Source organism: Flagellimonas cixiensis, assembly GCF_042134615.1.
GTDB lineage: Bacteria > Bacteroidota > Bacteroidia > Flavobacteriales > Flavobacteriaceae > Flagellimonas > Flagellimonas cixiensis.
In genome coordinates this window covers 3,047,943-3,072,915 of the sequence record NZ_CP169639.1, presented here as the reverse complement: position 1 = coordinate 3,072,915, position 24,973 = coordinate 3,047,943, and the positions used below count along the sequence as shown (strand labels likewise).

Below are 24,973 nucleotides of genomic sequence, written 5' to 3'. Positions count from 1 at the left end.
GCGTTGGGCCCTAGAAACCCAACGCCTGGGCATCAACCCACCTAAACTAATCTTCAATAAAGATATAACTTGCCTTTACCACTTGGCTAAGTCTGAAGTATCCATAGGCATAATTATCTGGATTGGTCTCGTTGATACAATTACCTTTTACGGTTATCGGAATAGATTCAAAAAGGCCCGTGCCGCCCAATTGTGAGGCAACAATGTTTATGTAATCATAATAGGCTCTTGAAATTCCATACATCTCAATATGCAACAAATCACCTGGTTTAAACGGTTCGATGTTCCCATTTTCATCCGATTCTATTTCGTACCACCAATCAATCTCATTTCCATTTAAAAATCTATCCTCGCCAACTTCCAAGGCAGGCAATAAATCACCTTCTCGTTGAAATTTAAATAGGTAATTATTGCCCTCTTCCTCTGGGTCGGTAAATTCGATGTGGATCTCCAATTCATCTTCATCAAAACCATCCTCACGGTCTTGATAAATATGGGTGATATCCGTTACAGGGGTCATGGTTTCCGTTGCGGTGTATATTTCTCCCTTGGATTCAATTCTTAAAGTATAAGATTGTCCCAATATGGGTTTAAAGCTCGTGGAAAGGTATTCTCCATTCCCTTGGTCCTCAAAGAAGTATTCTTCACCGGTAGAAGTGTTGGACACCACTACTGCAGCACCTTGGACCTTGGTATTGGCTTTGGTTTCATAAAAGGGCGTGGACTCACTTAACCTAATGGTCTGTTGGCTGCCTTCCGTTCCTTTTTCCCAATCCAAGGAAGCTTCAACTACCAATCGAATAGCACCTTCTTGTACATCTACATCGACAATATCCTCACAAGAGGCAAGTCTGGTGATGATCAGCGCAAATACTAATGTTTTAACTGTTTTCATATTCTAGAATTTAAAATTGTAGGTAATGGATGGAACAATGCCAAAGATGGCTGTACGTGTGGCCTGATTTGCCCCTGTCTCCAAATTTTGACCAAAGGATATGGAAGCTGCATTTTTCCGATTGTAAAGATTATATAAGCTGAGCACCCATTCTCCTTTAAAACGTTTGTCCCTATATTTTCTGGGCTTGAAGTTCAGGGAAACGTCCATTCTATGATAAGCTGGCAAACGGTCGGAATTTCTGGGGGCGTAACTGGCTATGGAAAGACCCTCATAAACATATTGGCCATTGGGATAAGTAACCGGTCTTCCCGATTGAAACACCAAATTGGCACCAAAGCTCCATCGATCATCTAAACGATAGGCACTGGTAATGGAGATGTCATGGGTTCGGTCAAAAGCCGAACTGTACCAATCTCCATTATTGATTCCTTTTCCACCTGCTCTACCACCAAGGGTTCCTTGTTCGGATTTGGAAAGTGTGTAGGCAATCCATCCTGTAAAATCACCCTCGTTCTTTCTAAGCAACAATTCTAGACCATAAGCACGCATCTCTCCGTTCAATATTTCGGTTTCTATGGTGTTTTGACCAATTAAATCAGACCCATCTATATAATCAATCCTGTTGTCCACTTGTTTGTAGTACGTTTCAATTTCCAAGGAAAAGATTTTGTCCAAAAAATTGCGGAAATATCCCAAGGCATATTGATTGGACAATTGTGGCTTTATATAAGTGCCACTGGGCGTCCAAACATCCAATGGGGTCACCGATGATGTATTTGATAATAGATGAATGTACTGTGCTGTTCTAGAATATCCAGCTTTTATGGAGGAGTTTTCGTTGAGAAGATATGCCAATGAAACTCTGGGCTCCAAATTACCGAAAGAACGAATCACCTCTTTTTTTGCATAATCTTGTTCCCCTATAACCTCACCACGCTCATAAATCCCCAAAATGGGATTGTATACCACGGGCTGATCGTTTGCATATTCGGATATAGGTTGGCCACCCAAACGGGAAAAGGAACTATACCTAAAACCATATTGCAAGGTTATGTCTGTGGAAAGTTTGTGTTCTGCATTTAGATAAACACTGCTTTCCAGGGCTCTTTTTTGATCTAATTTCAATGTGTTTACTGGTGAGGTATCAGCAGTTGGATTTACTTCACCTGGGTCAAACTCATAATAAATTGCATTGATGCCAAAATCCAAGTTAAATGCATCATTCAAATACTGTTTGAAATCGTATTTAATGTTGTAGTTATTGATGGATGAGACCCATTCAAATTCGTCTTGTGCAAACTCCAAGTCGTAATCATATTGACTTAGGATCAGCGAAAGATTTGAAAACAAGCGTTCATTAAAAATATGATTCCAACGAAGGTTGCCTGATGCATTGCCATAACTACTGTCAAAGCTATTGCCAAATTTAAAGGCATCTCGACCAAAATATCCACTCAAAAAAAGTTTGTTATTGCGGTCAACGCTATAATTGGCCTTAAGGTTCAAGTCGTAAAACCCAACACTGTTTTCATCACCAGCGGCTTTCAGCAACAAATCAATATAGGAACGTCTTCCTGCAATCAAAAAAGATCCATTCTCGCCAAAAATTGGACCTTCGGCAGTGAGTCTGCTCGAAATGATCCCAATCCCACCTGTAAGTGCAAAGTTTTTATTGTTCCCATCCTTTTGGCGAATATCCAATACCGATGAAACCCTGCCACCAAAACGCGCTGGAATGCCCCCTTTATAAAGCTTTACATCTTTGATGGCGTCGGCGTTGAATACCGAAAAGAATCCAAACATATGGGAAGTGTTGTAAATAATGGCCTCATCGAGCAGTACCAAATTCTGGTCCTGTGCCCCACCCCGAACGTGAAAGCCCCCAGTCCCCTCTCCATTATTGGTAACACCGGGTAACATTTGAAGCGATTTCAAAACATCCAATTCACCTAGGACTACAGGCATTTGTTTTACAGTTTCCATGTTCATTTTTGCCACGCTCATCTCTGGTTTCCGAAGAATGGCTTGTTCAGGTTCTTCTGCCGTAACAATAACTTCATTCAGTTCGGTGGAGTATTCAGAGATTTCAATATCATTCTTAAGGTCTTGGATAAGATTGATTTTTATAGCTACCTCATTATATCCCATGTAATAAATCCTAAGGTTGTATTCCCCCGCAGGGGCAGTAATGGAGTAAAAACCATATTCATTTGTTGTTCCGCCAATCGTTGTTCCCTCCAAGAGGACCGAAGCCCCAAAAAGGGTTTCCCCATTGCTTTTGTCTGTAATAGTTCCGCTTATGGTGTAGCTGTCTTGACCGGTAGCCAATACACAGCCCCAAAAAAACATCCATAACAACCAAAGGGTACTTCTTGTTATTTTGGGCAATTGTGATCTTCTGTTCATTTTTTGATGTTTTAATAATGGTATGTTTTTAAGTTTACAACCATAGACAGCTTTAAAAATGAAGGGTTGCACGAATATATTTTTTGTGAAGAATTTTATAAGTTTTTTGCTCAACCGTGCAACCCTTTACATTTGTGCTTGTCTTTAGCATCAAAGAAGGCATCAACCTAGACCATTTGGAAAGAGATATCCGTTTTACGCATAAATCCATAGTGGATCAATGCAAAGCAGGTAATACCAGTTCGCAATACGAACTGTATGCCTACTATGTAGATGCCATGTTCAATGTTGGGTTACGGTTTTTAGGCAATTCGGAGGATGCAGAGGATATTGTACAGGAAAGTTTTGTGGATGCGTTCAAGAATCTTGACAGCTTTAAGTATGAAAGCAGTTTTGGCGCATGGCTTAAGCGGATCGTAATTAATAAAAGCATCAATTATTTAAAGGCCAAAAGGCTTTCGGTGATACCCATGGATGCCCATGAATTTCACCTAGCGGATGAAGAACCCATTGAAGCGGAGGCCACCGATGTTGAAAAAGTAAAAAAAGGTATTGCCCAACTTCCTGATGGTTATCGGGAAATTATAAACCTGTATTTGATTGAAGGATTTGACCATGTGGAAATTGGTGAAATACTGGGTATCTCCACCAGTACCTCAAAATCGCAATACCATAGGGCCAAAAAAAAATTATTGGAAATCATCAATGAATTGTAATGGACAATTTTGAAAGACATATTAGAAATAATGCGGACCAATTTGATGAACATAAGGCTGATAAGGCCAAAATGTGGTCTAAAATCTCAGAAGAACTACGCAAGGAAGAAACCAAGGTTATCCCACTATGGCGAAAACCCATGTTGCGAATTGCCGCTTCCATTGTACTGTTGATGGGTATTGCCGCATTCATTGGATTAACCTTCTCTGAGCCTGATATGGATGCACAGTTTGTGTCCAAAGAACTGATGGAAATAGACATGTATTATAAAGACTTGGTATCCTATCAAGTTCAATTGGTCAAGAAGAATCCAAGTCTATCCGAAGAAAATAAAGCTGAGTTTTTGTCTTTTATGGATGAACTCGATGCTGAATACTTGGTGTTAAAGCAAGAAATGAAAAAGAACTTGGATAATGAACAAGTGCTGGAGGCCATTGTAGGCAATTACAAAAAGCGTATTGAACTCATTGAGAATTTATTACGGCAGTTGAACGATTCTAAAAAACTGGATGATGATTATGAGTATACATTGTAAAAAAACACTATGGATTGTCTTGTTGCTGTTTTCTACCATAGGAAGATCGCAAGAGAAAGTGTATAAGACCATAGAGAAGAGCTTGTCGCTTACAGCCACAGGCGAACTTCAGTTGGAAAACAAATACGGTAATGTCACCCTAAAAGGATGGAACCAGAACAAAGTGGCCGTTACCATTTCAATAACCGTTAACCATCGTAAAAAAGAAAATGCCGAAAGCTTATTGGAGCGAATCCATCCAGAAATAAAATCCAGTGACGAATATATTTCCATTGTTTCAGAAATATCCAACAAAAACACGGGCTGGTTTGCCGATTTTTTCAATAAGAACAACCCATTGGATTTTGACCGTAGCCATATTCAGATTGATTATCAAGTGTATTTACCCATAAATGCAGGATTAAAGGTTACCAACCGCTTCGGGGATGTGGTACTTGAAAACTTTAATGGACCCTTGACCGCGATGATTGAACATGGTGATCTGTGGATAGGGGAAAATCTTAATAAGGCGACCATTAATTTAAAATATGGAAAGTTAAAAGCCAAGGATATGAATTACGCCGATATAGATCTAAAAAATGGTGAACTAGACATGAATAATTCCAAAAGTTTACGATTGAAAAGTGATGGTTCCGACATCAGCATCCATTCTGTAAATTCATTGGAAGTGTATTCCAATAAGGACAATGTTTCTGTGATTGAAGTAGGTACTTTGTTTGGTAAATTGGATTTCACCACGCTAAAGCTGGAGCAATTGATGAACGAGGTGGATATGAAAATGAAAATTGTAGATTTTAGGGTCTACAAAATCACCGACCCAACCGCTAAAATAGTTATAGATCAAGAATCGGCTGATATCACCATTATGGTTTCCAATTTTTCACACCGATTCTCAGCTACCTTGGAAGAGGGAGTGGTACGCTTACCGAAATCTTTTGAGAATGTAAACTCAGAAATGTTGGACAAAGGACGCAGGCTCCGTAAAATCGATGCTACCTATGGAAAGGAAAAGCAAGGTAGTATTGTGATTAATGGGAAAAAGGGAATTGTGACATTGAACGATTAAAAAAAAAATGAATCAGTGCAACCTTTTTAAAAACACCTTGTCTTTAATAAGAATCAAATTAGAAAATCCATACAAATGATCAATCAAAAAACAACACTCCCCATTCTTTTTATGTTGATGGGTATATTGGGCTTTACCCAAGATAACGAAGGTGAGTACATAACGTTTAACGACCGTAAAAATGTGGTACATGGAGTCTATCTTGGCCTGTCCACCTACTTTGGCGAAATTGAAAATGAAGAGGCCTATATTGGAGGGTTAAAGGTAGCCTATGTGGCAAACCGACAATTCGAAGTAGGTTTTATGGCCAACGTGCTCTATTCTGAACAGAACATATTTAACCCTCGAACAAACAACAATGATGATATTGTGGCCATATATGGTGGCCTGCATCTGGAACCTATTTTATTTGGCAAAAACAGGGTGAGCCTATCCTTTCCAATTTTAATTGGTGGTGGAGGAGTGGGTTACGTAGACCATGATGCTGTGGTAAGGGATGAGAACGTCGACCTTAACGACGATGATATTGACGCCCTTTTTATTTTGGAACCAGGTATGAATGTGTTGTTCAACATTTCCAGATTTGTTCAATTGGAGGCCGGTGTTCGGTATAGATTGTCCAGTAAAATTGAATTGGCCCAAAGCCCCATTGATAGGATCAATGGCTTTTCTGCAGGAATAGGCGTAAAACTTGGTGTTTTTAATATGGGGCGAAACCGATATAGAAATCAACTGGACTAATGCGAAACTTCCATCAATACCACACACCGATAAATACCTTGCGCGTGTATACTAAAAATGAGCAGGTATTTGCCAAAAATAACGAAAGGGACTGGTCAGCTGTTCAATTTAAATGGGTTTCAATTCCTTTTTTTAATCTATAGAATTCTTTAAAATTCATCAACATCAATCAAAAATCAAATCAAAATGAAAACAAGAATTAAGATTGTTCTTTCCTTGGGGCTATTGACTCTTTTTACTTCCTGTGACCACGATGTCATTTATGCGGATGGCGAGGTGACCTCTATGTACCACAACATTAGAAACTATCAAGGAGTAAAGATATCAGATGCGTTCCATGCCTATGTCAATTTTTCTGATACCGAAGAAGAAATCCGAATTGCAGCCAATGATAATCTTCATGAAAAAATTATAGTTGAAAAAAATGAAGGAGTATTGGTTATTCAATTAAAAAACCACACTACAGTAAAAGGAGGGGCGGTAATGAATGTTTATATCACTACGAATAACATTTCCTCTTTTCAGCTTGATGGCGCATCAAAACTTACATTAGAAAATGAATGGAATGTGCAAGAAGGAGAGGTTAAGGTTTCCGGAGCTTCCGATTTTGATGGGGAAATAGTTGCAGATCATTTGGAAATATACATGGAAGGTGCCTCGTCCGCAAATATTCTTGGAAATGTTTCAACCTTGGACGCCAACCTTTCGGGTAGTAGTGATCTAATGGATTTTGGACTCAGCGCCTCAAATTTAGATATTGTACTTTCAGGTGCGAGCACAGCTTTTCTGTCAGTGGAAGAAACCATTTCGATAAAAGCATCTGGTGCCAGTACCTTTTATTATAAAGGGGGTGCCAACATCTTAAAAAGTGAGCTCTCTGGATCTTCCAGTATTATAAAAGAAGATTAAAGCCTTATTGTGGTCAGTGTCTCTTTTCCAAGATGTTGACCACATCCTTAAGGGAGAAATTCTTTGCTTTCAATAAAATCAAATAATGGAAAAGCAGGTCGGCACTCTCGTTCAAAAAAAGTTCTTCATTGTCATCTTTCGCTTCGATAACGGTTTCCACAGCCTCCTCTCCTACTTTTTGGGCAATCTTATTGATGCCTTTTCTGAATAAAGAGGCCACATAACTATCAGGATTATCCTGATCATTTTTTCTGGATGCGATGATTTCTTCCAAGGTGGATAAAAAACCATATTCTTGAAGATTCTCCTCGGCCCAACAAGTATCTGTTCCTTTATGACAGGTCGGCCCAACGGGATTTACATTAATCAAAAGCGTATCGTTGTCACAATCCACTTTCATATCAACAAGATTTAAAAAGTTTCCGCTTTCCTCGCCTTTGGTCCATAGCCGCTGCTTGGAACGGCTAAAAAAAGTGACTTTTTGGGTTTCTTGGGTTTTTTCAAACGCTTCTTGGTTCATATAGCCCAGCATCAACACATTTTTAGTGGTTGCATCTTGAATTATGGCCGGTACAAGTCCGTCTGAATTTTTATTGAAGTCTATTTGCATTATTATATTCTTACAGGAATTCCTTCTTCCTTTAATTCTTGTTTGAGTGTGTTGATTTCAATTTCCTTAAAATGAAAAACGCTGGCAGCCAAGGCGGCATCCGCCTTGCCATCCTTAAAAGTATCGGTGAAATGTGAAATGCTTCCCGCCCCCCCTGAAGCAATTATGGGAATGTTGACCAACTCCGATAGTTCGGCCAGAGCTTTATTGGCAAAGCCATTTTTAGTGCCATCGTGATCCATGGAAGTGAATAAAATTTCGCCTGCTCCCCGCTGCTCTACTTCTTTGGCCCATTCAAAAAGGTCTATTTCTGTAGGAACCTTTCCTCCTACCAAATGGACTTTCCAATGATTGTCTATTTGTTTGGCATCAATGGCTACGACAATACATTGCGAGCCGAATTTGGCCACCAATTCATTGATTAATTCAGGTCTTTTTACTGCTGAAGAGTTAATGGAAACTTTATCTGCTCCATTTTTTAGGAGGATGTCCACATCCTCCACGGAAGAAATTCCTCCTCCCACGGTAAATGGAATATTAATGGTCTCGGCTACATGATATACCAATTCCGCCAAGGTCTTCCGTTTTTCCTCAGTGGCTGAAATATCTAAGAACACCAATTCATCAGCACCTTCTTTTGCATAAATAGACGCTAGTTCTACAGGGTCACCTGCATCACGTAGGTCCACAAAATTGATTCCTTTAACGGTTCTTCCGTTTTTAATATCGAGACAGGGGATTATTCTTTTTGTAAGCATTAATTTTTAGTTTCATTCTTCACATTTAGGTCAACGTCTCCATAAAACCCAAGATCTTTGTTCTGCAAAATTTTGGTGTAAAGCGCAATTTGACCGGTATGATATGAAAGGTGTTCTGTTACATGGATAATATTACCTACACCCGAAAAGTTGAATCCTTGAACATATCTTTTACGCAAAAGTTCATTCAGGGGAGCATCGTAAAATGCTCTTTTGGCATCAGAAATGGTATCCTCTAGTTTTTTGATGAGCTCTGCTTTGGTAAAACCTGAATCGATGGAAAACTCCTCATCCCGCTTACGCTCATCTTCCAAATTTTGGATGGAAGCTATCCCGTATTGGGTAATGTTTCCGCATAAATGAAGGATGAGATTGGCGATACTATTGCTCGATTCATTGGGTTTTTGCCAAACCTGTTCTTCGGATAACTGATCCAAACAAATTTTAATCATGCGAAGGCTTTCTTTCATTCGATACCCGGCATTCCAAACCAATTCTTCCTGGAGTTCTTTTTCTTTATCCATTTTCTAGAATATAATGTTCTAATTGCTTTAAACTGATCTTGCCCTCATAAATGGCTTTGCCAATGATTGTGCCTTCACAACCTAATTCAGCAAGTTTGGGGAGTTCGTCAAAAGTGGAGATTCCACCACTGGCAATTAAATTTAATCCTTTTTTGGTTTGGGACAGCATTTTTATGTATAACTGGAATGCTGGGCCTTGCAGCATGCCATCCTTGCTTATATCCGTGCAAATCACATATTGGATGCCTTCTGATTGATATTGCTGCACAAAGGGAATGAGTTTTACATCCGATTCTTCTTGCCAGCCCGAAACAGCCACTTTCTCGTTGTTGGCATCTGCGCCCAAAATAATTTTATCAGCCCCATAAGTAGACAACCAGCCCAAAAAGGTCTCTCTGTCTTTTACAGCTATACTTCCTCCTGTAATTTGCTTCGCTCCACTTTCAAAAGCTATGTGCAAGTCTTGATCGGACTTTAACCCGCCACCAAAATCAATTTGAAGACTAGTTTTAGATGCTATGGATTCCAAAACTTTATGGTTGACAATATGTTTTGATTTTGCACCATCTAAATCCACCAAGTGCAAATGTTGAATACCATGAGCCTCGAACTCCTTTGCAACCTCCAACGGGTTTTCGTTATAGACTTTTTTGGTACTGTAATCGCCTTTAGAAAGTCGAACACATTTTCCGTCAATAATATCTATGGCCGGAATGAGTCTCATACTTATAGATTTAAGAAATTATTTAATATTTCACTGCCCACATCGCTGCTCTTTTCGGGGTGAAACTGAACACCATAAAAATTATCTTTTTGCAGAGCTGCACTATATTCCACATCGTATTGGGATTTGGCAATAGTTTCCGAGCCAATCGGAGCATAAAAACTGTGCACCAAATAGATATAGGCTTTCTCAGGAATATTTTTGAAGAGCTCACTTTTTAAATCCGAAATCTGGTTCCATCCAATTTGAGGAACTTTAACCTTATTGGAGAATTTAACCACATTCAAATCAAAAATGCCCAAACCTTCCGTATTTCCTTCTTCGGATGAATGGCACATGAGCTGCATACCCAAACAGATACCTAGGACAGGTTGTTTTAAGGTAGGAATTACCTTGTCCAATCCTGTAGCTCTCAACTTTGACATCGCAGAGCTTGCTTCCCCCACTCCAGGAAAAATAACTTTATCGGCATTTTGGATTTCCTCAGCATCATGACTTAAAATAGCATCAAAACCTAACCTTTTTATAGCAAATATGATGCTTTGGATGTTTCCTGCTCCGTAATCTATGATAACAATCTTCATTTATTCTTTAATCTTTTGTCATTTCGAGCAAAGCGAGAAATCTAGATTTCTAAGTCGTAAGCTCTTTCGAAATGACAGTTTTTATAGCATACCCTTGGTAGAGGGCAGCACCATTTTTTCAGCATCCCGTTTTACCGCCATTTTAATGGATTTGGCAAAAGCTTTGAATATGGCCTCGATTTTATGATGTTCGTTGGTTCCTTCGGCCTTGATATTCAAATTGGCCTTGGCGCCATCGGTGAACGATTTAAAAAAGTGCATAAACATTTCGGTAGGCATATCCCCTACTTTTTCACGCTTGAATTCGGTATCCCAAACCAACCAATTACGTCCACCAAAGTCGATAGCAACTTGTGCCAAACAATCATCCATGGGCAATGCAAAACCATAGCGTTCAATGCCCAATTTATTGCCCAATGCTTTTGAAAACAGTTCTCCTAAAGCAATTGCCGTATCTTCAATGGTGTGGTGTTCATCGACTTCCAAATCGCCATTTACTTTAATGTCTAAATCCATTTGTCCGTGTCGTGCCAATTGGTCCAACATATGGTCAAAAAAAGCCAAACCTGTGTCGATGCTACTTTTTCCGGTTCCATCGAGGTTGATTTTGATTTGGATATCCGTTTCGTTGGTTTTACGAGAAATTTCGGCGATACGATTTTCCAATTTTAAGAACTCGTAGATTTTTTCCCAATCATTGCTTTCCAGTGCAATGAATTCATCCAACTCTTCTCTTTTTACAGTGATTTCACCTGCCCCCAAATGGGTTTCATCGTTGATGAAAATACCTTTGGCACCTAAGTTTTTGGCCAATTCAACATCCGTCAAACGGTCACCGATTACAAAAGAGTTGGCCAAATCATATTCTTTAGAAAAATAAGAAGTCAACATACCGGTACCAGGTTTGCGGGTGTCGGCATTGTCCTTTGGGAATGTTCTGTCTATAAAAACATTATCAAATACTACCCCTTCGTTTTCAAAAGATTTGATGATGAAATTATGTACGGGCCAAAAGATATCTTCTGGAAAAATATCGGTACCTAACCCATCTTGATTGGTGATCATCACCAATTCATAATCCAATTCTTTGGCGATTTTACCCAAATACGTAAAAGCTTTGGGATAGAAAATAATTTTTTCAAAGGCATCAACCTGCTCATCGGCAGTTTCTTTGATAATGGTTCCATCACGATCAATGAATAATACTTTTTTGCCCATTAGTTCAATTCTTTTAAAATAGCTATCAATTTTTTGTTTTCGTCTGGCGTTCCTACGGTAAAGCGCAACGTGTTTTTACAACGTGGCTGTGTGCTTCGGTTTCGAACTACCACTTGTTTCTCCAATAGCTGTTGGTAGCGCTTGTTGGCATCATCCACTTTGGCCAATACAAAATTGGCATCGGTTGGATATAATTGTTCTACAAATGCTAAACCTTCCAATGCTTTTATCAAATCGGCTCTTTCTTTAAGAATATGCTGTACTTCTTGATTGACCAAATCTTGGTTCATAACACGTTGTAAAGCTCGTTGCTGAGTCAATTGATTGACATTGTACGGGGGTTTGATTTTATTTAAAATTCCAATAATTTCTTCCGATGCATAGCATATCCCCAATCGGATACCCGCAAGTCCGTATGCTTTGGACAAGGTTTGGGTGACCACTAAATTGGGATACTTTTCTAGTTGAAACAACCAACTTTTATCTTTTGAGAAATCGATATAGGCTTCATCAATCACCACTAGTCCATTGAACGAATTCAATAATTTTTCAACCGCCTCCTTTTTAAAGGAGTTCCCAGTAGGATTATTGGGAGAACAAATGAAGAGCAGTTTGGAATTACCATCAACCACTTTTAAGATTTCATCCACATTGGGTTCAAAATCGGTAGTCAATAAGACTTCCCTGTTCTCCACAGAATTAATTCCCGATAACACTTTGTACATTCCATACGTTGGTGGAAGCGTGATAATATTGTCCTGATTAGGTTCACAAAAAGCCCTGTAAATCAAATCGAGCACCTCGTCACTTCCGTTACCCAATAAAATTTGACTTTCTGACAACCCTTTTTGCTCGGCCAAAAGTGATTTTAAGCTTCGTTGATAGGGGTCTGGATAGCGGTTGACGCCATTATCAAACGGATTTTCGTTAGCATCCAAAAATATCATTTCCGAACCATCGGAAACATATTCATCACGAGCCGAAGAATACGGTTGCAGTTTAAGCACCGATTCTCTGACTGTTTTATTTATGTCGAATGTTTTTTGCATAGCACTTGGTCTCGACTACTTGCCTGCGGCAGGCGAGCGCTCGACCTGACATTTAATCGTTATTCAAACTTTTTAACCTAAGGCTTACTGCATTTTTATGTGCTTGCAGCCCTTCTGCCTCAGCCATCAATTCTATGGTTGTCCCAATGCCTTGAATCCCTTTTTCTGATATTTTTTGAAAAGTCATACTCTTCATAAAACTATCTAGATTCACCCCACTGTATTGTTTAGCGTAGCCGTTCGTAGGCAGCGTATGATTTGTACCTGAAGCATAGTCCCCAGCACTTTCGGGTGTGTAATTTCCAATAAAAACAGACCCTGCGTTCTGAATATTATCAAGATAAAACTCCTCATTCTCCACACAAACTATAAAGTGTTCCGGACCATATTCGTTGATGAGCACCAAGGCTTCTTTGTCGTCTTTCACTAAAATCAACCTACTATTGCCGATAGATTTTTGTGCAATTTCTTTTCGTGGTAATTGTTGTATTTGAATTTCAATTTCTTTCTCCACTGCTTCGATCATTTTTTCGGAAGTGGAAACCAAAATCACCTGGCTGTCCACACCATGCTCTGCCTGACTCAATAAATCGGAAGCTACAAAGGCTGCATTGGCAGAATCATCGGCAACTACCAATAATTCACTGGGACCTGCCGGCATATCAATAGCCACTCCATATTTGGTGGCTAATTGCTTTGCAACGGTCACATATTGGTTGCCCGGGCCGAATATTTTGTAAACTTTTGGAATGTTTTCCGAGCCAAATGTCATTCCTGCAATGGCTTGAATGCCTCCCACCTTAAAAATTTGCGTCACGCCACACAATTGTGCTGTATATAAAATCGCAGGATTGATCTCCCCGTTTTTATCTGGAGGACTGCACAAAACAATTTCCTTGCATCCAGCCAGTTTAGCGGGAATGGCCAACATCAAAATCGTTGAGAAAAGTGGTGCTGTTCCTCCAGGTATGTACAATCCTACTTTTTGAATGGGTCTTTTTTCCTGCCAACAGGCCACCCCTGGCATTGTTTCCACTTCAACTTTTGTTGTTCTTTGGGCACCATGAAATTTTTCAATATTTGATTTAGCAAGAGTAATGGATTGTTTTAAAGCATCCGAAACAGTTTTGTTTGCGTTTTCAATTTCAATGTCGGATACTAAAAATGAATCCAATTCGACTTTATCAAATTGTGTAGTGTATTTTTTGATGGAAGTATCACCTCCAGTCCTTACTTCGTTAAAAACATTCTCTACTATTCCTTCAATATCAGCTACAGTTTGGGTGGGTCTTTTTAACAAGCTTTCCCATTGCGCTTTATCCGGATATAAAAACTTTTTCATGCTTTGAGTTTTTTGATCAAGTGAATGCCAACAGGTTCATAACCTTGGTTCTCCCAAAATTTCTTGCCTCTTATGTTTTTGGCGTAACAATTTACTTCCAAGGCTTCACAATCAGTTTTTTTGGCATAATCCGACAAGAAGTCCATCATTAATTGTCCTATTTTTTGGCCTTGATACTCTGGGTCGATAATAACATTGTCAGGTTCTAAATGTTTGCCTGCGTACAATTTGTTCAACTCCCAAACACCACAAATCCCAACGAGCTTTTCCCCATCATAAACGCCAATACATCTATACCCCATCGGAATCATTGCGGAAAGTCGATTTTCTAAAACTTCCATTGGAATTTTTTCTCCATTGAGTATAAATGCCAATGGTAAAATTGAAAACAGATTTTCAGAGGGAATCCATTTTATGTTGAGCTGATTTTTCATCCCAATTTGATTAGAGCACCATTTTTTCAATTGGACACACCAATATACCTTCGGCTCCGGCTTGCTTTAATTCATCAATCACTTCCCAAAAAGTTTCCCGATTGATTACGGTGTGAACGGAGCTCCAGCCCTCTTCAGCCAGTGGCAAAACGGTTGGGCTTCGCATTCCTGGAAGAATGGAAATAATCTCATCCAGTTTATCATTGGGAGCATTCATCAAAACATATTTGTTGTTTCGGGCCTGCAATACCGATTTGATACGAAACTGGATTTTTCTTAAAATCTCACGTCGTACCTCTGTGATTTTTGGGGAGACCGCAAGAACGGCCTCACTTTTAAGAATCACTTCCACTTCTTTCAAATTGTTTTTGAACAAAGTGCTGCCACTGGAAACGATATCGCAAATTCCATAGGCCAATCCAATATTCGGTGCAATTTCAACGGAACCATTAATAATATGCAAATCGGCCTTAACGCCCTGCGATTCTAAATAATCCTTTACCGTATTTGGATATGAAGTGGCCACTTTTCTCCCTTCAAAATCTTTTACAGAATTGTATTTGGCATTCTTTGGCACTGCCAGGGATACCCTACATTTGGAAAAATTGAGTTTTTCAACTGCTTCAATGTCCTTTCCTTTTTCAACCAATACATTTTCACCAATAATGGCAATATCCACTATGCCATCCCTTAAATATTGGGGAATGTCGCCATTTCGCAAATAGAACACTTCCAAAGGAAAGTTTCTGGCGGTAGCTTTTAATTGGTCCTTTCCATTGTCGATGGAAATTCCACAGTCTTTTAAAATGGCGAGTGAATCTTCGTTTAATCGACCACTCTTTTGTACAGCAATTCTAATTTTTGTCATTGATGTAATTTTCTGTTCAAAAAACCAAAGGGGCAGTAAAAACAAAACCCGCTTGATTTCTCAAACGGGTTAGAATATATTTTATATACAACAATACATTTCTATCTCGCTTGAGGGCAAGTATAAAAATGATGGTGATGTACGTTTGTCTTTCTCATTATGATGTCAAAAGTAGGATATATTTTTTTATCAAAAAAGCGGAAATTAGTTATTTCCCAAAATTAATGGCAAACCATCGTCGCCTGAACCCACCACAACAATTTTAGCATTTGGTGATTCGGCCAACTTTAAAGTGGCATCGATTCCCTTGTCCTGCAAAATTTTATCCGTTAAAGAAGCGCTAAGAATTCGGTTTGCATCCGCTTTACCCTGGGCTTCGATTCTAACTTTTTCCGCCTCTTTTTCTGCGGTCACCAATCTAAACTCATATTCCAGGGACTCTTGTTCTTGCTTTAATTTTCTTTCAATGGCATCTTTAATAGTGGGAGGAAGCGTGACATCTCTCACCAACACCTCATTCAATTGAATATATTGGTCTTCCACAATTTTTTGGGTTTCTTCAAATATTTCCTGCTGAATGGCATCTCGTTTACTTGAGTATAATTGCTCCGGGGTATATCGTCCAACTACGCTACGTGCAGCAGACCGGATGGCAGGTAGCAGCACGCGTTCAATATACTGTTCACTTTTTTCCTGGTGCAATTTTCCAAGTTGCTCATATTTGGGTTGAAACCAAACTGAAGCTTCTAATTTAATATCCAGACCGTTTGAGGAAAGTACATTCATTTTTTCAAGTTGCTCTTGTTGGCGAACTTCATACACAAATACCTTGTTCCACGGAGCAACTAAATGAAAGCCTTCTCCTAATGGAGGCTCATCGGTTACTACACCTCCGCCAAAATATTTATATAAGACTCCGGCTTCACCGGACCCAATGGTCACGGTTGACCTTGATGCGAAAATGATTAGAAAAATAATCGCCGCCAAAGCTGGCAACGCAATTTTAGGTAATTTATCCATTTTGAGGTTTATTGAGGTTTTTAAATCAATCCATTAAATTTTCTGATGAACCATTCCGCTGCAAGCGAAACAATGATGAGTCCTAGCAAAATACGGAAATCTATTAAAGATACAACATTATCACGGCTCTTTTGTATTGGAAGAAAATTAGGATTTTCACTAAGATCTTCCACAAAAGAATCAAGATGGTCCAAGTAGTACATTCGACCTTTTGTTTTGGTTGCCAAGCGTTCAAGTTTTTGATAATTAGCTGCGGTCAATTGTTGTTCTGGGTTAAAATCCAAAATTCTAAAACTTCCTGAACGCGAAATATTGGCATTATTGGCTGTTACTGTAAATTGATATTCACCGGCCACCAAATCACTTAAATCCACTTCGTAGTAATTCCCTTTTAAAATTAAAGGTGACTCACGCTCAAAACTATTGTCTTTGCCTTTTAAGGTGATGGAAAGTTGAGCGTCGGAATCAAATTGATAGCTCTCATCAAAAAAAGAAGCACGAATCAAAGCCATACTGGGATTGTCAAATACCAATTGGTAATCCAACTCCAATCTGTTTCTTTGATTGTTGGCTGTCAAATAAACCATCAGGTTGCCCATAAAGGCATCGAACTTGCTGAAATTTTGCTCGTTTCTATAGCTCTGTGCCCTCCATCGCCAAATATTTTCCCCAAAAAGTATGGCTTCCTTTTGAGTTCCATCTGTACTAATGGCGAACAAAGGATTGTCCAAGCTCACCCCTTTGATTTGTTGAAACATTAAGGTTTCACTGTTTTTTTGGAACTCAGCTTCTCCTAGATTTCCCAATAAAGGTGGAAAACCATCGGTATTGAATTCACCCAAACCAAAAATGCTAAAGGCATTGTTTAAAACGGGTACAATTTCTTCGGTTTGGCCACTACTTCGGTATGTAAAACTTTCTTGTGAACGATTTATAAAATTGAAATCGGTTTTACTTCCAGTAATGGTAAAATAATTGCTCTTTGAATTCTTTAAAAACTCATAAACCGACCTGAAATTTCGATTGGGCTGATACAGAATAATGATATCCGTCTCTTCGAGTTGGTATAGAGAAACATTAGGCTCTAAAATGCTTACGGTGCGCTGCTCATTGGCTTCAATGGATTTTTTTAAAGCTCCAATATCAGGGTGAAGCATATCCGTAACAATCCCAACATTAGTTTTTTCATCGATTACTTCAATGGCGGTTTCTTTGCTATTGTTGGCCGTGTTTTTTTCATTCTCTAGAGAACTCACCTCTACTTTTATGGTTTTTATCCCCACACTTTCAACTTCTACCAAGGTATTAATGGTCTGACTGGTTTTGGAGGGGTTGAGTTGAATACGCTCTTGGTGCACCCTGTTTCCATTTATGGAAAGGGTTACTGTATTTGTTACGGGTCGGTCTCCGCGAAATTGTACGGTAGTTTCAATGGGAAATTTATTTTGAAGAAAGGCATACTTGTTCACATTGATGAGTCCAACGGAAATATCTTCATATTGAGTAGTGTCTCCGACCACAATAGGAAACATCGAAAGGTTTTCATTCAGATTTAGATATTCGTAGTCGCGTCCCCTAGTTTGATTCCCATCTGAAAGTAGCACCACCGCATTGGTGCCATTTACAAAAACTTGGTCGAGCGTGGAAAGCGCTTCTGAAACATTGGTGTTGTTTTGGTTAAAATGAATAGAATCGGTTGTCTGCAGGGAATTTCCAAAACCATATTGATGGATTTGAAAGAGCTCGTTCAGTTCGCTATTTTGTTTCAGGTTTTGAATGGTCTCACTCAATTCATCCTCAGTGGTTCCGTTTTGCATTGAGGATGATTGATCTACTAGAAAAATTAGATTTGACTTTTCGACAAAATAGTCTTTGTTGACGAATTTTGGATTGATTAAAAGCAAAAGGCCGCAAAACAGGGTAACAAACCTGAGTGCGGCCAATATAATTTTCAAGGAACCCTTTCTTGGGTTATTATAGAAATATTGAAAAAATACAACGGTAAGCGCGGCTGCTACTGCTAAAATAATAAGAAGTACCGTGCTCAAATCCATTGGTTTATGTTAGCATACCTCCGTCTACGTTCAGCACTTGTCCTGTAACGTAATCGGATAAATCTGAAGCCAAGTACAAGCAAGCATTTGCTACATCTTCTGGACTTCCTCCTCTTTTTAATGGAATAGCCTCTCTCCAACCTTGAACGGTTTTTTCATCCAGTTTCTCGGTCATTTCAGTTTCAATGAAACCGGGAGCTATGGCATTGCAACGTATATTTCTTGAACCCAATTCCAAAGCAACGGATTTAGTGAATCCGATCATTCCTGCTTTTGATGCTGCATAGTTGGTCTGTCCGGCATTTCCTTTTACACCAACCACACTACTCATATTAATAATGGAGCCTTTTCGCTGTTTCAACATTGTACGTTGTACTGCTTTGGTCATGTTGAACACGGATTTTAGGTTGATTTCGATGACTTTATCAAAATCATCCTCCCCCATACGCATCAATAAATTGTCCTTGGTGATTCCTGCATTGTTGATGAGTACATCGATTCTACCGTCAAAATCTTCCAACACTTGAGCTACCAATGCTTCTGAATCTGCGAAACTTGCCGCATTACTTTTATATGCTTTGGCTTTTACACCAAGCGCTGTCAATTCTTTTTCCAACTCCAAAGCTGGAGCTTCACTGGAACTATAGGTAAAGGCCACATTGGCTCCATGCTTTGCGAATACTTCGGCAATGCCTTTTCCAATTCCTCTACTTGCTCCAGTTATAATTACATTTTTACCTTCCAAAAGTTTCATACTACGTTTGTTTGAATGGTTATTAACCAAATATAGTTGTTGTTTTATGTTTAGACGAAAAAAAATCCCGCATAAAACGGGATTTAGTATGGATTTAACGGTTGGTTATCCAACCACTTCTTTCACTTTTACGCCAATTTCTGCTGGTGAATCCACTACGTGGATACCACATTCTTTCATAATTCTTTTCTTGGCTTGGGCAGTATCATCACTACCACCAACAATTGCTCCAGCATGCCCCATGGTACGTCCGGCAGGGGCAGTTTCACCAGCGATGAATCCAACGATAGGTTTTTTGCTTCCACTTTCTTTGTACCATCTTGCAGCTTCTGCTTCCAATTGACCACCGATTTCACCGATCATTACCACACATTCGGTTTCAGGGTCATTGATCAAAAGCTCTACCGCTTTTTTGGTTGTAGTTCCGATAATCGGGTCACCACCGATACCAATGGCAGTTGTTATTCCCAATCCCTGACGCACTACTTGGTCAGCAGCTTCGTAAGTAAGGGTTCCTGATTTGGAAACGATACCTACCTTTCCTTTCTTGAAAACAAAGCCTGGCATGATACCCACTTTTGCTTCTTCTGGAGTAATTACACCTGGACAGTTAGGGCCTATCAATGTACAGTCTTTATCTTGAATGTAAGCGTTGGCTTTTACCATATCCGCAACCGGAATTCCTTCAGTGATGGTAATGATCACTTTGATTCCAGCATCGGCTGCTTCCATAATCGCGTCTGCAGCAAAGGCAGGCGGTACAAAAATAATTGTGGTATCGGCACCCACTTCTTTAACGGCATCTTCCACCGTGTTAAAAACTGGTTTTCCAAGGTGCTCTTGACCTCCTTTTCCAGGAGTTACACCCCCAACCACGTTGGTTCCGTAATCAATCATTTGACCGGCGTGGAAAGTTCCTTCGCTACCGGTAAATCCTTGTACAATTATTTTTGAATCTTTGTTTACTAAGACGCTCATAGGTTTTACTTATTATTACTACAAAAATAGGGTATGCTGCAATTTTTAGCTACCTATTTTTTAATTCTTTTTTAATTTTTGAAGGATTTCGGGAATCTTTTTGACGGAGGCAATTTGTTTCAGTTTTTCCCGTGCTTCTTCCGCTGGATATCCGAAATAGGCCTTTCCTCCTTCCAAGGATTTTGAGATGCCGGATTGTGCCCAAACCACTGCTTTTTTTCCAATAGTGATTCCACTTGTTATTCCTACCTGCCCCCAAAGTGTCACTTCATCTTCCAATACTACGCATCCTGCAATACCCACATGGGAAGCTATCAAACATTTTTTTCCTATTACAGTGTCGTGCCCCACTTGAATCTGGTTATCCAATTTAGCGCCCTCTTTTATTGTCGTGTCACCGGTTACGCCACGGTCAATGGTGCATGACGCTCCAATATCCACATTGTTTTCGATGACCACTCTTCCGCCAGACAGCAATTTGTCAAAACCTTGAGGTCGGTTTTTATAATAAAAGGCGTCGGCTCCCAAAACTGTATTTGCATGAATCGTCACGTTATCACCCAAAATACAATGGTCGTAAATGGTTACGTTGGGATGAATCAAACAATTCTTTCCAATTTTTACATGATTGCCAATAAAAACATTAGGCTGAATAATGGTCCCCTCACCTATTTCTGCGGTTTCAGCAATAGAGGCATTGGCACTTTGGAAAGGTTTGAAATGCAAAGTCAATTTGTTGAAATCCCGAAACGGGTCATCTGAAATCAACAAAGCTTTTCCTTCGGGACATTCCACTTCTTTGTTTATGAGAACAATGGTGGCTTTGGATTCAAGGGCCTTGTCATAATATTTGGGATGATCCACAAATACAATATCCCCCTCTTCCACTACATGGATTTCATTCATGCCCAATACAGGGAAATCATCTGCTCCAACATATTCGGAACCGATGATTTCTGCAATTGCCTTTAAGGTGTGGGCTTTAGGAAATTTCATTTGCGCTATTCTTTAGCACGTTCCATGTAGGCACTCTTCTCGGTGTCTATCTTAATTTTGTCCCCTTCGTTGATGAACAATGGCACATTGATGCGTGCTCCTGTTTCAACTGTTGCAGGCTTCGTGGCATTGGTAGCGGTATTGCCCTTTACACCGGGTTCAGTGTGGGTTACTTCCAAAATTACGCTTGCTGGCATTTCCACAGATAATGGCATGTTATCTTCTGCATTGAAGATAATGGTTACCACTTCTCCTTCTTTTAAAAGGTCAGGAGTATCCAAAGCATCTTTTTGCAAGGCGATTTGGTTATAATCATCTGTGTTCATAAAATGAAACGTGTCACCTTCTGGATACAAAAATTGATACGAACGGGTTTCCACACGAACGTCCTCAATCTTGTGGCCTGCGGAAAAAGTGTTGTCGATTACCTTGCCCGTGGTTACACTTTTTAATTTGGTACGTACAAAAGCTGGTCCTTTACCTGGCTTAACGTGTAAAAACTCAATAATCTTAAAAATATCGTGATTGTAACGGATGCACAACCCTTTTCTAATATCTGAAGTATTTGCCATAAAATTAATTTGAACTAAAATATCCTTTCATAATTCCACGCTGCGAATCCCTAATAAACTGAAGAATTTCATCTCTTTCTGGAGTTGCTTCCATTTCAGCCTCAATAATAGATGCCGCTTGGGAATTGTTGTAGTTTTTTTGATAAAGTATACGATACACATCTTGAATCTCACGTATCTTACTGGCTTCGAAGCCTCTTCTTCGCAATCCAATGGAGTTTATACCTACATAAGACAGAGGTTCACGAGCCGCTTTAACGAACGGAGGAACATCTTTTCTTACCAAAGATCCCCCTGTAACAAAAGCATGGTTCCCAATGGAAACAAACTGATGAACGGCCACCATTCCCGCCAAGACCACATTCTGACCTATGGTCACATGTCCTGCCAAGGTGGAATTATTACTGAAAATACAACCATCTCCTACGAAACAATCGTGTGCAATATGACAATAGGCCATTATGAGGCAGTTGTTTCCGATAACTGTTTTCATTCGGTCGGAAGTTCCTTTATTTATGGTGGCACACTCTCTAATGGTAGTGTTATCACCAATGTGTACGGTCGTTTCCTCTCCTTGGTATTTAAGGTCTTGAGGCATGGCCGAAATTACGGCACCTGGAAAAATATTGCAGTTTTTGCCGATTCTGGCCCCTTCCATAATGGTAACGTTGGAGCCGATCCAAGTTCCTTCACCAATGGTTACATTGTTGTGTATGGTGGTAAAGGGCTCGATAACCACATTCTTGGCGATTTTTGCTCCTGGGTGAACATATGCTAATGGCTGATTCATTTAGTCTTCTTTTACTTTTACGATTTGCGCCATCAATTCTGCTTCAGATACCAATTTACCGTTGGCATAGGCATAGGCTTGCATATGGCAGATTCCCCTTCTAATTGGTGAAATCAAATCACACTTAAATATCAATGTATCTCCCGGAACTACTTGTTGTTTGAACTTTACATTGTCCATTTTCATAAAGAAAGTCAAGTAGTTTTCTGGGTCAGGAACCGTGCTCAGTACTAAGATTCCTCCTGTTTGAGCCATAGCTTCCACCTGCAATACCCCTGGCATTACGGGAGCTCCTGGAAAGTGCCCCACAAAAAAGGGCTCGTTCATAGTCACGTTTTTGACCCCCACCACATGGGAGTCGGAAAGTTCCAAAATCTTATCCACCAATAAAAATGGAGGTCGGTGTGGCAGTTTTGCCATAATTTGATTTACATCCATTAAAGGTTCTTGGTGCAAATCATAAGAAGGAACTTTATTTCTCTTCTCTATTTTGATGATTTTGGACAATTTTTTGGCGAATTGCGTATTCACGAAATGTCCAGGCTTGTTGGCGATCACTTTGCCGCGAATTCGGGATCCGGCCAAGGCCAAATCGCCAATAACATCCAACAATTTGTGTCTGGCCGCTTCATTGGGGTAATGAAGGGTAAGGTTATCCAAAATTCCGTTTGGTTTTACAGATAACTTCTCTTTGTTGAACGCTTTCTCTAATTTTTTCATGGTGGCTTCGGAAATTTCCTTGTCCACATAAACAATGGCGTTGTTAAGGTCCCCTCCTTTAATCAAACCATGCTCCAACAACATTTCTATCTCATGAAGAAAACTGAAGGTTCTAGCGTCCGCGATTTCCTCCTTAAAATCGGCCATTCTTTCCAAAGTGGCGTTTTGTGTACCCAAAACTTTGGTTCCAAAATCAACCATGGTGGTTACTTGGTAATGATCTGCTGGAATAATGGTTATCTCACTTCCCGTTGATTCATCCTTATATGAGATCACATCTTTTACAATGTATTCTTCCCGCTCAAAATCTTGCTCTACGATTCCCGCTTCTTCCAAAGCCTTTACAAAAAACTTGGAGGAACCATCCATAATAGGTGGTTCGGGAGCGTCCAATTCAATAAGCACGTTGTCGATATCTAAACCCACCAAAGCGGCCAACACGTGCTCGGAGGTATGGATTTTGACACCATTTTTCTCCAAGTTGGTTCCTCTTTGTGTATTTACCACATAATTGGCGTCAGCTTCAATAAGAGGCTCTCCTTCTAGGTCAATCCTTTTAAAAGCATAGCCATGATTCTCTTGAGCTGGCAAAAAGCTCATGGTTACATTTTCGCCTGTGTGCAATCCTACTCCCTGTAGGGTTACTTTATTTTTTATGGTACGTTGTTTATTGCTCATGTTAATTACCTTCAACCTTTTTTTCGATGTTGGAGATTTGATTTACCAGTTTCGGTAAATTCTTAAAATGCACGTATGATTTGTTATATTCCGCATAGCTTAATGCCGGTGAACCTTGAAGGACTTCGTCGTCCTTCACGTTTCTGCCAATTCCTGATTGCGCTTGGATACGAACACGGTCACCAATGGTAATATGTCCAACGATTCCTACTTGGCCACCAATTAAACAGTGTTTGCCAATTTTGGTGGAACCGGCTACACCTGTTTGTGCAGCAATCGCAGTATGTTCTCCTATTTCCACATTATGGGCAATTTGGATTTGGTTGTCCAACTTCACCCCTTTTCTAAGGATCGTTGAACCTAAAGTGGCACGGTCGATAGTTGTTCCCGCACCTACATCTACATTATCTTCCAAGATAACGTTTCCTGTTTGCGGCACCTTACTGTATTCGCCATTCTCGTTAGGGGTAAAACCGAATCCATCGGCACCAATAATGGCGCCGCCATGAATTACACAATTATTCCCAATTATACTTTCGGAATATATTTTGGCTCCTGCAAAGACCACCACGTTATTTCCAATTGTTACATTGTCTCCTATATAGGCGTTGGGGTATACCTTTACATTGTCACCAATGCTCACGTTATTGCCCAAATAGGCAAAGGCACCTAAATAAAATCCTTCTCCATATTCTGCACTTTCCGAAATGTATGAAGGGTTTTCAATGCCCACTTTATTGTTTTTCACTTGGTTGTAATATTCCAATAATTTGGAAAAGGATTTGTAGGCATCCTCTACCTTGATCAAGGTGGTAGAAAGGGATTGCTCAGGCACAAAATCCTTGTTTACAATAGTTATAGAGGCCTTTGTCGAATATATATAAGAGGTGTATTTGGGATTGGCCAAAAAGGTCAGCGACCCAGATTCACCTTCTTCTATCTTAGACAATTTATGGACAGCGATTTGAGGATTCCCCTCAACTTCCCCCTCTAGGATTCCGGCAATTTGGGTAGCTGTAAATTTCATC

At 39.7% G+C, this 24,973-nt stretch carries 26 protein-coding genes; 5 read left to right on the top strand and 21 right to left on the bottom strand.

The window, feature by feature from the left end; all coding sequences use genetic code 11:
* Positions 1–46: 46 nt before the first annotated feature.
* Together ABT310_RS13630 and ABT310_RS13625 are read right to left on the bottom strand one after the other, a co-directional pair.
* Positions 47–895 carry a DUF4249 domain-containing protein gene (locus ABT310_RS13630; protein ID WP_375324437.1) on the bottom strand — a complete coding sequence of 283 codons (849 nt, stop codon included), beginning with the start codon at positions 893–895 and terminating at the stop codon, positions 47–49.
* 3 nt (positions 896–898) lie between these two features.
* The gene (locus ABT310_RS13625) at positions 899–3,304 is read right to left on the bottom strand and encodes a carboxypeptidase-like regulatory domain-containing protein (protein WP_375324436.1); all 2,406 of its coding nucleotides are present in this window, start codon (positions 3,302–3,304) and stop codon (positions 899–901) included.
* A gap of 116 nt (positions 3,305–3,420) precedes the next feature.
* On the opposite strand from ABT310_RS13625, the gene ABT310_RS13620 reads away from it, so the two are divergent.
* The 5 genes from ABT310_RS13620 to ABT310_RS13600 all read left to right on the top strand — a co-directional run bounded on the left by ABT310_RS13620 (position 3,421) and on the right by ABT310_RS13600 (position 7,272).
* On the top strand, positions 3,421–4,020 hold the full coding sequence (locus ABT310_RS13620; protein WP_375324435.1) for an RNA polymerase sigma factor: 600 nt from the start codon (positions 3,421–3,423) through the stop codon (positions 4,018–4,020).
* Positions 4,020–4,556, top strand: a complete 537-nt coding sequence (locus ABT310_RS13615; RefSeq protein ID WP_375324434.1) for a hypothetical protein — start codon at positions 4,020–4,022, stop codon at positions 4,554–4,556. The genes ABT310_RS13620 and ABT310_RS13615 overlap by 1 nt, the downstream gene beginning before the upstream one ends.
* Positions 4,540–5,622, top strand: a complete 1,083-nt coding sequence (locus ABT310_RS13610; RefSeq protein ID WP_375324433.1) for a hypothetical protein — start codon at positions 4,540–4,542, stop codon at positions 5,620–5,622. Before ABT310_RS13615 ends, ABT310_RS13610 begins: the two co-directional genes overlap by 17 nt.
* Positions 5,623–5,697: 75 nt before the next feature.
* Positions 5,698–6,363 carry a hypothetical protein gene (locus ABT310_RS13605; RefSeq protein WP_375324432.1) on the top strand — a complete coding sequence of 222 codons (666 nt, stop codon included), beginning with the start codon at positions 5,698–5,700 and terminating at the stop codon, positions 6,361–6,363.
* A 186-nt stretch (positions 6,364–6,549) separates the two neighbouring features.
* The gene (locus ABT310_RS13600) at positions 6,550–7,272 is read left to right on the top strand and encodes a head GIN domain-containing protein (protein WP_375324431.1); all 723 of its coding nucleotides are present in this window, start codon (positions 6,550–6,552) and stop codon (positions 7,270–7,272) included.
* Positions 7,273–7,285: 13 nt separating this feature from the next.
* Here ABT310_RS13600 and hisIE read toward each other — a convergent pair whose 3' ends face one another.
* The 19 genes from hisIE to lpxD form a co-directional block, all read right to left on the bottom strand.
* The gene (gene hisIE / locus ABT310_RS13595; RefSeq protein WP_375324430.1) at positions 7,286–7,882 is read right to left on the bottom strand and encodes a bifunctional phosphoribosyl-AMP cyclohydrolase/phosphoribosyl-ATP diphosphatase HisIE; all 597 of its coding nucleotides are present in this window, start codon (positions 7,880–7,882) and stop codon (positions 7,286–7,288) included.
* A gap of 2 nt (positions 7,883–7,884) precedes the next feature.
* Entirely contained in the window at positions 7,885–8,640 is a 756-nt protein-coding gene (gene hisF / locus ABT310_RS13590; RefSeq protein ID WP_375324429.1) for an imidazole glycerol phosphate synthase subunit HisF, read from the bottom strand.
* Positions 8,640–9,164: a DinB family protein gene (locus ABT310_RS13585; RefSeq protein WP_375324428.1), complete on the bottom strand. Its 525-nt coding sequence runs from the start codon at positions 9,162–9,164 to the stop codon at positions 8,640–8,642. Before ABT310_RS13585 ends, hisF begins: the two co-directional genes overlap by 1 nt.
* Entirely contained in the window at positions 9,157–9,888 is a 732-nt protein-coding gene (gene hisA, locus ABT310_RS13580) for a 1-(5-phosphoribosyl)-5-[(5-phosphoribosylamino)methylideneamino]imidazole-4-carboxamide isomerase (RefSeq protein WP_375324427.1), read from the bottom strand. The genes ABT310_RS13585 and hisA overlap by 8 nt, the downstream gene beginning before the upstream one ends.
* Positions 9,889–9,890: 2 nt before the next feature.
* On the bottom strand, positions 9,891–10,472 hold the full coding sequence (gene hisH, locus ABT310_RS13575; protein WP_375324426.1) for an imidazole glycerol phosphate synthase subunit HisH: 582 nt from the start codon (positions 10,470–10,472) through the stop codon (positions 9,891–9,893).
* An 81-nt stretch (positions 10,473–10,553) separates the two neighbouring features.
* A complete protein-coding gene (hisB, locus tag ABT310_RS13570) occupies positions 10,554–11,690 on the bottom strand; it encodes a bifunctional histidinol-phosphatase/imidazoleglycerol-phosphate dehydratase HisB (protein ID WP_375324425.1) in 1,137 nt (378 codons plus the stop codon).
* Complete coding sequence (gene hisC, locus ABT310_RS13565; protein WP_375324424.1) at positions 11,690–12,739, bottom strand: histidinol-phosphate transaminase; 1,050 nt, start codon at positions 12,737–12,739, stop codon at positions 11,690–11,692. Before hisC ends, hisB begins: the two co-directional genes overlap by 1 nt.
* A 52-nt stretch (positions 12,740–12,791) precedes the next feature.
* Positions 12,792–14,081 carry a histidinol dehydrogenase gene (gene hisD, locus ABT310_RS13560; RefSeq protein ID WP_375324423.1) on the bottom strand — a complete coding sequence of 430 codons (1,290 nt, stop codon included), beginning with the start codon at positions 14,079–14,081 and terminating at the stop codon, positions 12,792–12,794.
* Complete coding sequence (locus tag ABT310_RS13555) at positions 14,078–14,515, bottom strand: GNAT family N-acetyltransferase (protein ID WP_375324422.1); 438 nt, start codon at positions 14,513–14,515, stop codon at positions 14,078–14,080. Before ABT310_RS13555 ends, hisD begins: the two co-directional genes overlap by 4 nt.
* Positions 14,516–14,525: 10 nt before the next feature.
* A complete protein-coding gene (gene hisG, locus ABT310_RS13550; RefSeq protein ID WP_375324421.1) occupies positions 14,526–15,383 on the bottom strand; it encodes an ATP phosphoribosyltransferase in 858 nt (285 codons plus the stop codon).
* 204 nt (positions 15,384–15,587) lie between these two features.
* The gene (locus tag ABT310_RS13545; protein WP_220112147.1) at positions 15,588–16,403 is read right to left on the bottom strand and encodes a prohibitin family protein; all 816 of its coding nucleotides are present in this window, start codon (positions 16,401–16,403) and stop codon (positions 15,588–15,590) included.
* 20 nt (positions 16,404–16,423) lie between these two features.
* Positions 16,424–18,220 (bottom strand): VWA domain-containing protein, encoded by a 1,797-nt coding sequence (locus ABT310_RS13540; protein WP_375324420.1) that lies wholly within the window; start codon positions 18,218–18,220, stop codon positions 16,424–16,426.
* A 241-nt stretch (positions 18,221–18,461) separates the two neighbouring features.
* Positions 18,462–19,211, bottom strand: coding sequence for a 3-oxoacyl-[acyl-carrier-protein] reductase (gene fabG / locus ABT310_RS13535; RefSeq protein ID WP_375324419.1), 750 nt, complete (start codon positions 19,209–19,211; stop codon positions 18,462–18,464).
* A gap of 105 nt (positions 19,212–19,316) precedes the next feature.
* Complete coding sequence (gene sucD, locus ABT310_RS13530) at positions 19,317–20,189, bottom strand: succinate--CoA ligase subunit alpha (protein WP_375324418.1); 873 nt, start codon at positions 20,187–20,189, stop codon at positions 19,317–19,319.
* Between the two features lie 60 nt (positions 20,190–20,249).
* Positions 20,250–21,185 carry a UDP-3-O-(3-hydroxymyristoyl)glucosamine N-acyltransferase gene (locus ABT310_RS13525; protein ID WP_375324417.1) on the bottom strand — a complete coding sequence of 312 codons (936 nt, stop codon included), beginning with the start codon at positions 21,183–21,185 and terminating at the stop codon, positions 20,250–20,252.
* 5 nt (positions 21,186–21,190) lie between these two features.
* Complete coding sequence (gene efp / locus ABT310_RS13520) at positions 21,191–21,757, bottom strand: elongation factor P (protein ID WP_375324416.1); 567 nt, start codon at positions 21,755–21,757, stop codon at positions 21,191–21,193.
* Between the two features lie 4 nt (positions 21,758–21,761).
* Positions 21,762–22,547 (bottom strand): acyl-ACP--UDP-N-acetylglucosamine O-acyltransferase, encoded by a 786-nt coding sequence (gene lpxA / locus ABT310_RS13515; RefSeq protein ID WP_375324415.1) that lies wholly within the window; start codon positions 22,545–22,547, stop codon positions 21,762–21,764.
* A complete protein-coding gene (locus ABT310_RS13510) occupies positions 22,548–23,945 on the bottom strand; it encodes a bifunctional UDP-3-O-[3-hydroxymyristoyl] N-acetylglucosamine deacetylase/3-hydroxyacyl-ACP dehydratase (RefSeq protein WP_375324414.1) in 1,398 nt (465 codons plus the stop codon).
* A 1-nt stretch (position 23,946) separates the two neighbouring features.
* On the bottom strand, positions 23,947–24,972 hold the full coding sequence (gene lpxD / locus ABT310_RS13505; protein ID WP_375324413.1) for a UDP-3-O-(3-hydroxymyristoyl)glucosamine N-acyltransferase: 1,026 nt from the start codon (positions 24,970–24,972) through the stop codon (positions 23,947–23,949).
* Position 24,973: the final 1 nt, after the last annotated feature.

What these genes read in the sequence shown, in the direction of transcription:
- ABT310_RS13540 (WP_375324420.1), bottom strand. Translation starts at nt 18,220, where the DNA reads ATGCAAAACGGAACCACTGAGGATGAATTGAGTGAGACCATTCAAAAC.
- ABT310_RS13555 (WP_375324422.1), bottom strand. Translation starts at nt 14,515, where the DNA reads ATGAAAAATCAGCTCAACATAAAATGGATTCCCTCTGAAAATCTGTTT.
- ABT310_RS13525 (WP_375324417.1), bottom strand. Translation starts at nt 21,185, where the DNA reads ATGAAATTTCCTAAAGCCCACACCTTAAAGGCAATTGCAGAAATCATC.
- sucD (WP_375324418.1), bottom strand. Translation starts at nt 20,189, where the DNA reads ATGAGCGTCTTAGTAAACAAAGATTCAAAAATAATTGTACAAGGATTT.
- ABT310_RS13630 (WP_375324437.1), bottom strand. Translation starts at nt 895, where the DNA reads ATGAAAACAGTTAAAACATTAGTATTTGCGCTGATCATCACCAGACTT.
- ABT310_RS13625 (WP_375324436.1), bottom strand. Translation starts at nt 3,304, where the DNA reads ATGAACAGAAGATCACAATTGCCCAAAATAACAAGAAGTACCCTTTGG.
- hisIE (WP_375324430.1), bottom strand. Translation starts at nt 7,882, where the DNA reads ATGCAAATAGACTTCAATAAAAATTCAGACGGACTTGTACCGGCCATA.
- ABT310_RS13615 (WP_375324434.1), top strand. Translation starts at nt 4,020, where the DNA reads ATGGACAATTTTGAAAGACATATTAGAAATAATGCGGACCAATTTGAT.
- hisH (WP_375324426.1), bottom strand. Translation starts at nt 10,472, where the DNA reads ATGAAGATTGTTATCATAGATTACGGAGCAGGAAACATCCAAAGCATC.
- ABT310_RS13600 (WP_375324431.1), top strand. Translation starts at nt 6,550, where the DNA reads ATGAAAACAAGAATTAAGATTGTTCTTTCCTTGGGGCTATTGACTCTT.
- hisG (WP_375324421.1), bottom strand. Translation starts at nt 15,383, where the DNA reads ATGACAAAAATTAGAATTGCTGTACAAAAGAGTGGTCGATTAAACGAA.
- ABT310_RS13605 (WP_375324432.1), top strand. Translation starts at nt 5,698, where the DNA reads ATGATCAATCAAAAAACAACACTCCCCATTCTTTTTATGTTGATGGGT.
- hisF (WP_375324429.1), bottom strand. Translation starts at nt 8,640, where the DNA reads ATGCTTACAAAAAGAATAATCCCCTGTCTCGATATTAAAAACGGAAGA.
- hisA (WP_375324427.1), bottom strand. Translation starts at nt 9,888, where the DNA reads ATGAGACTCATTCCGGCCATAGATATTATTGACGGAAAATGTGTTCGA.
- ABT310_RS13545 (WP_220112147.1), bottom strand. Translation starts at nt 16,403, where the DNA reads ATGGATAAATTACCTAAAATTGCGTTGCCAGCTTTGGCGGCGATTATT.
- fabG (WP_375324419.1), bottom strand. Translation starts at nt 19,211, where the DNA reads ATGAAACTTTTGGAAGGTAAAAATGTAATTATAACTGGAGCAAGTAGA.
- ABT310_RS13510 (WP_375324414.1), bottom strand. Translation starts at nt 23,945, where the DNA reads ATGAGCAATAAACAACGTACCATAAAAAATAAAGTAACCCTACAGGGA.
- efp (WP_375324416.1), bottom strand. Translation starts at nt 21,757, where the DNA reads ATGGCAAATACTTCAGATATTAGAAAAGGGTTGTGCATCCGTTACAAT.
- hisB (WP_375324425.1), bottom strand. Translation starts at nt 11,690, where the DNA reads ATGGGCAAAAAAGTATTATTCATTGATCGTGATGGAACCATTATCAAA.
- ABT310_RS13585 (WP_375324428.1), bottom strand. Translation starts at nt 9,164, where the DNA reads ATGGATAAAGAAAAAGAACTCCAGGAAGAATTGGTTTGGAATGCCGGG.
- lpxD (WP_375324413.1), bottom strand. Translation starts at nt 24,972, where the DNA reads ATGAAATTTACAGCTACCCAAATTGCCGGAATCCTAGAGGGGGAAGTT.
- lpxA (WP_375324415.1), bottom strand. Translation starts at nt 22,547, where the DNA reads ATGAATCAGCCATTAGCATATGTTCACCCAGGAGCAAAAATCGCCAAG.
- hisC (WP_375324424.1), bottom strand. Translation starts at nt 12,739, where the DNA reads ATGCAAAAAACATTCGACATAAATAAAACAGTCAGAGAATCGGTGCTT.
- hisD (WP_375324423.1), bottom strand. Translation starts at nt 14,081, where the DNA reads ATGAAAAAGTTTTTATATCCGGATAAAGCGCAATGGGAAAGCTTGTTA.
- ABT310_RS13610 (WP_375324433.1), top strand. Translation starts at nt 4,540, where the DNA reads ATGAGTATACATTGTAAAAAAACACTATGGATTGTCTTGTTGCTGTTT.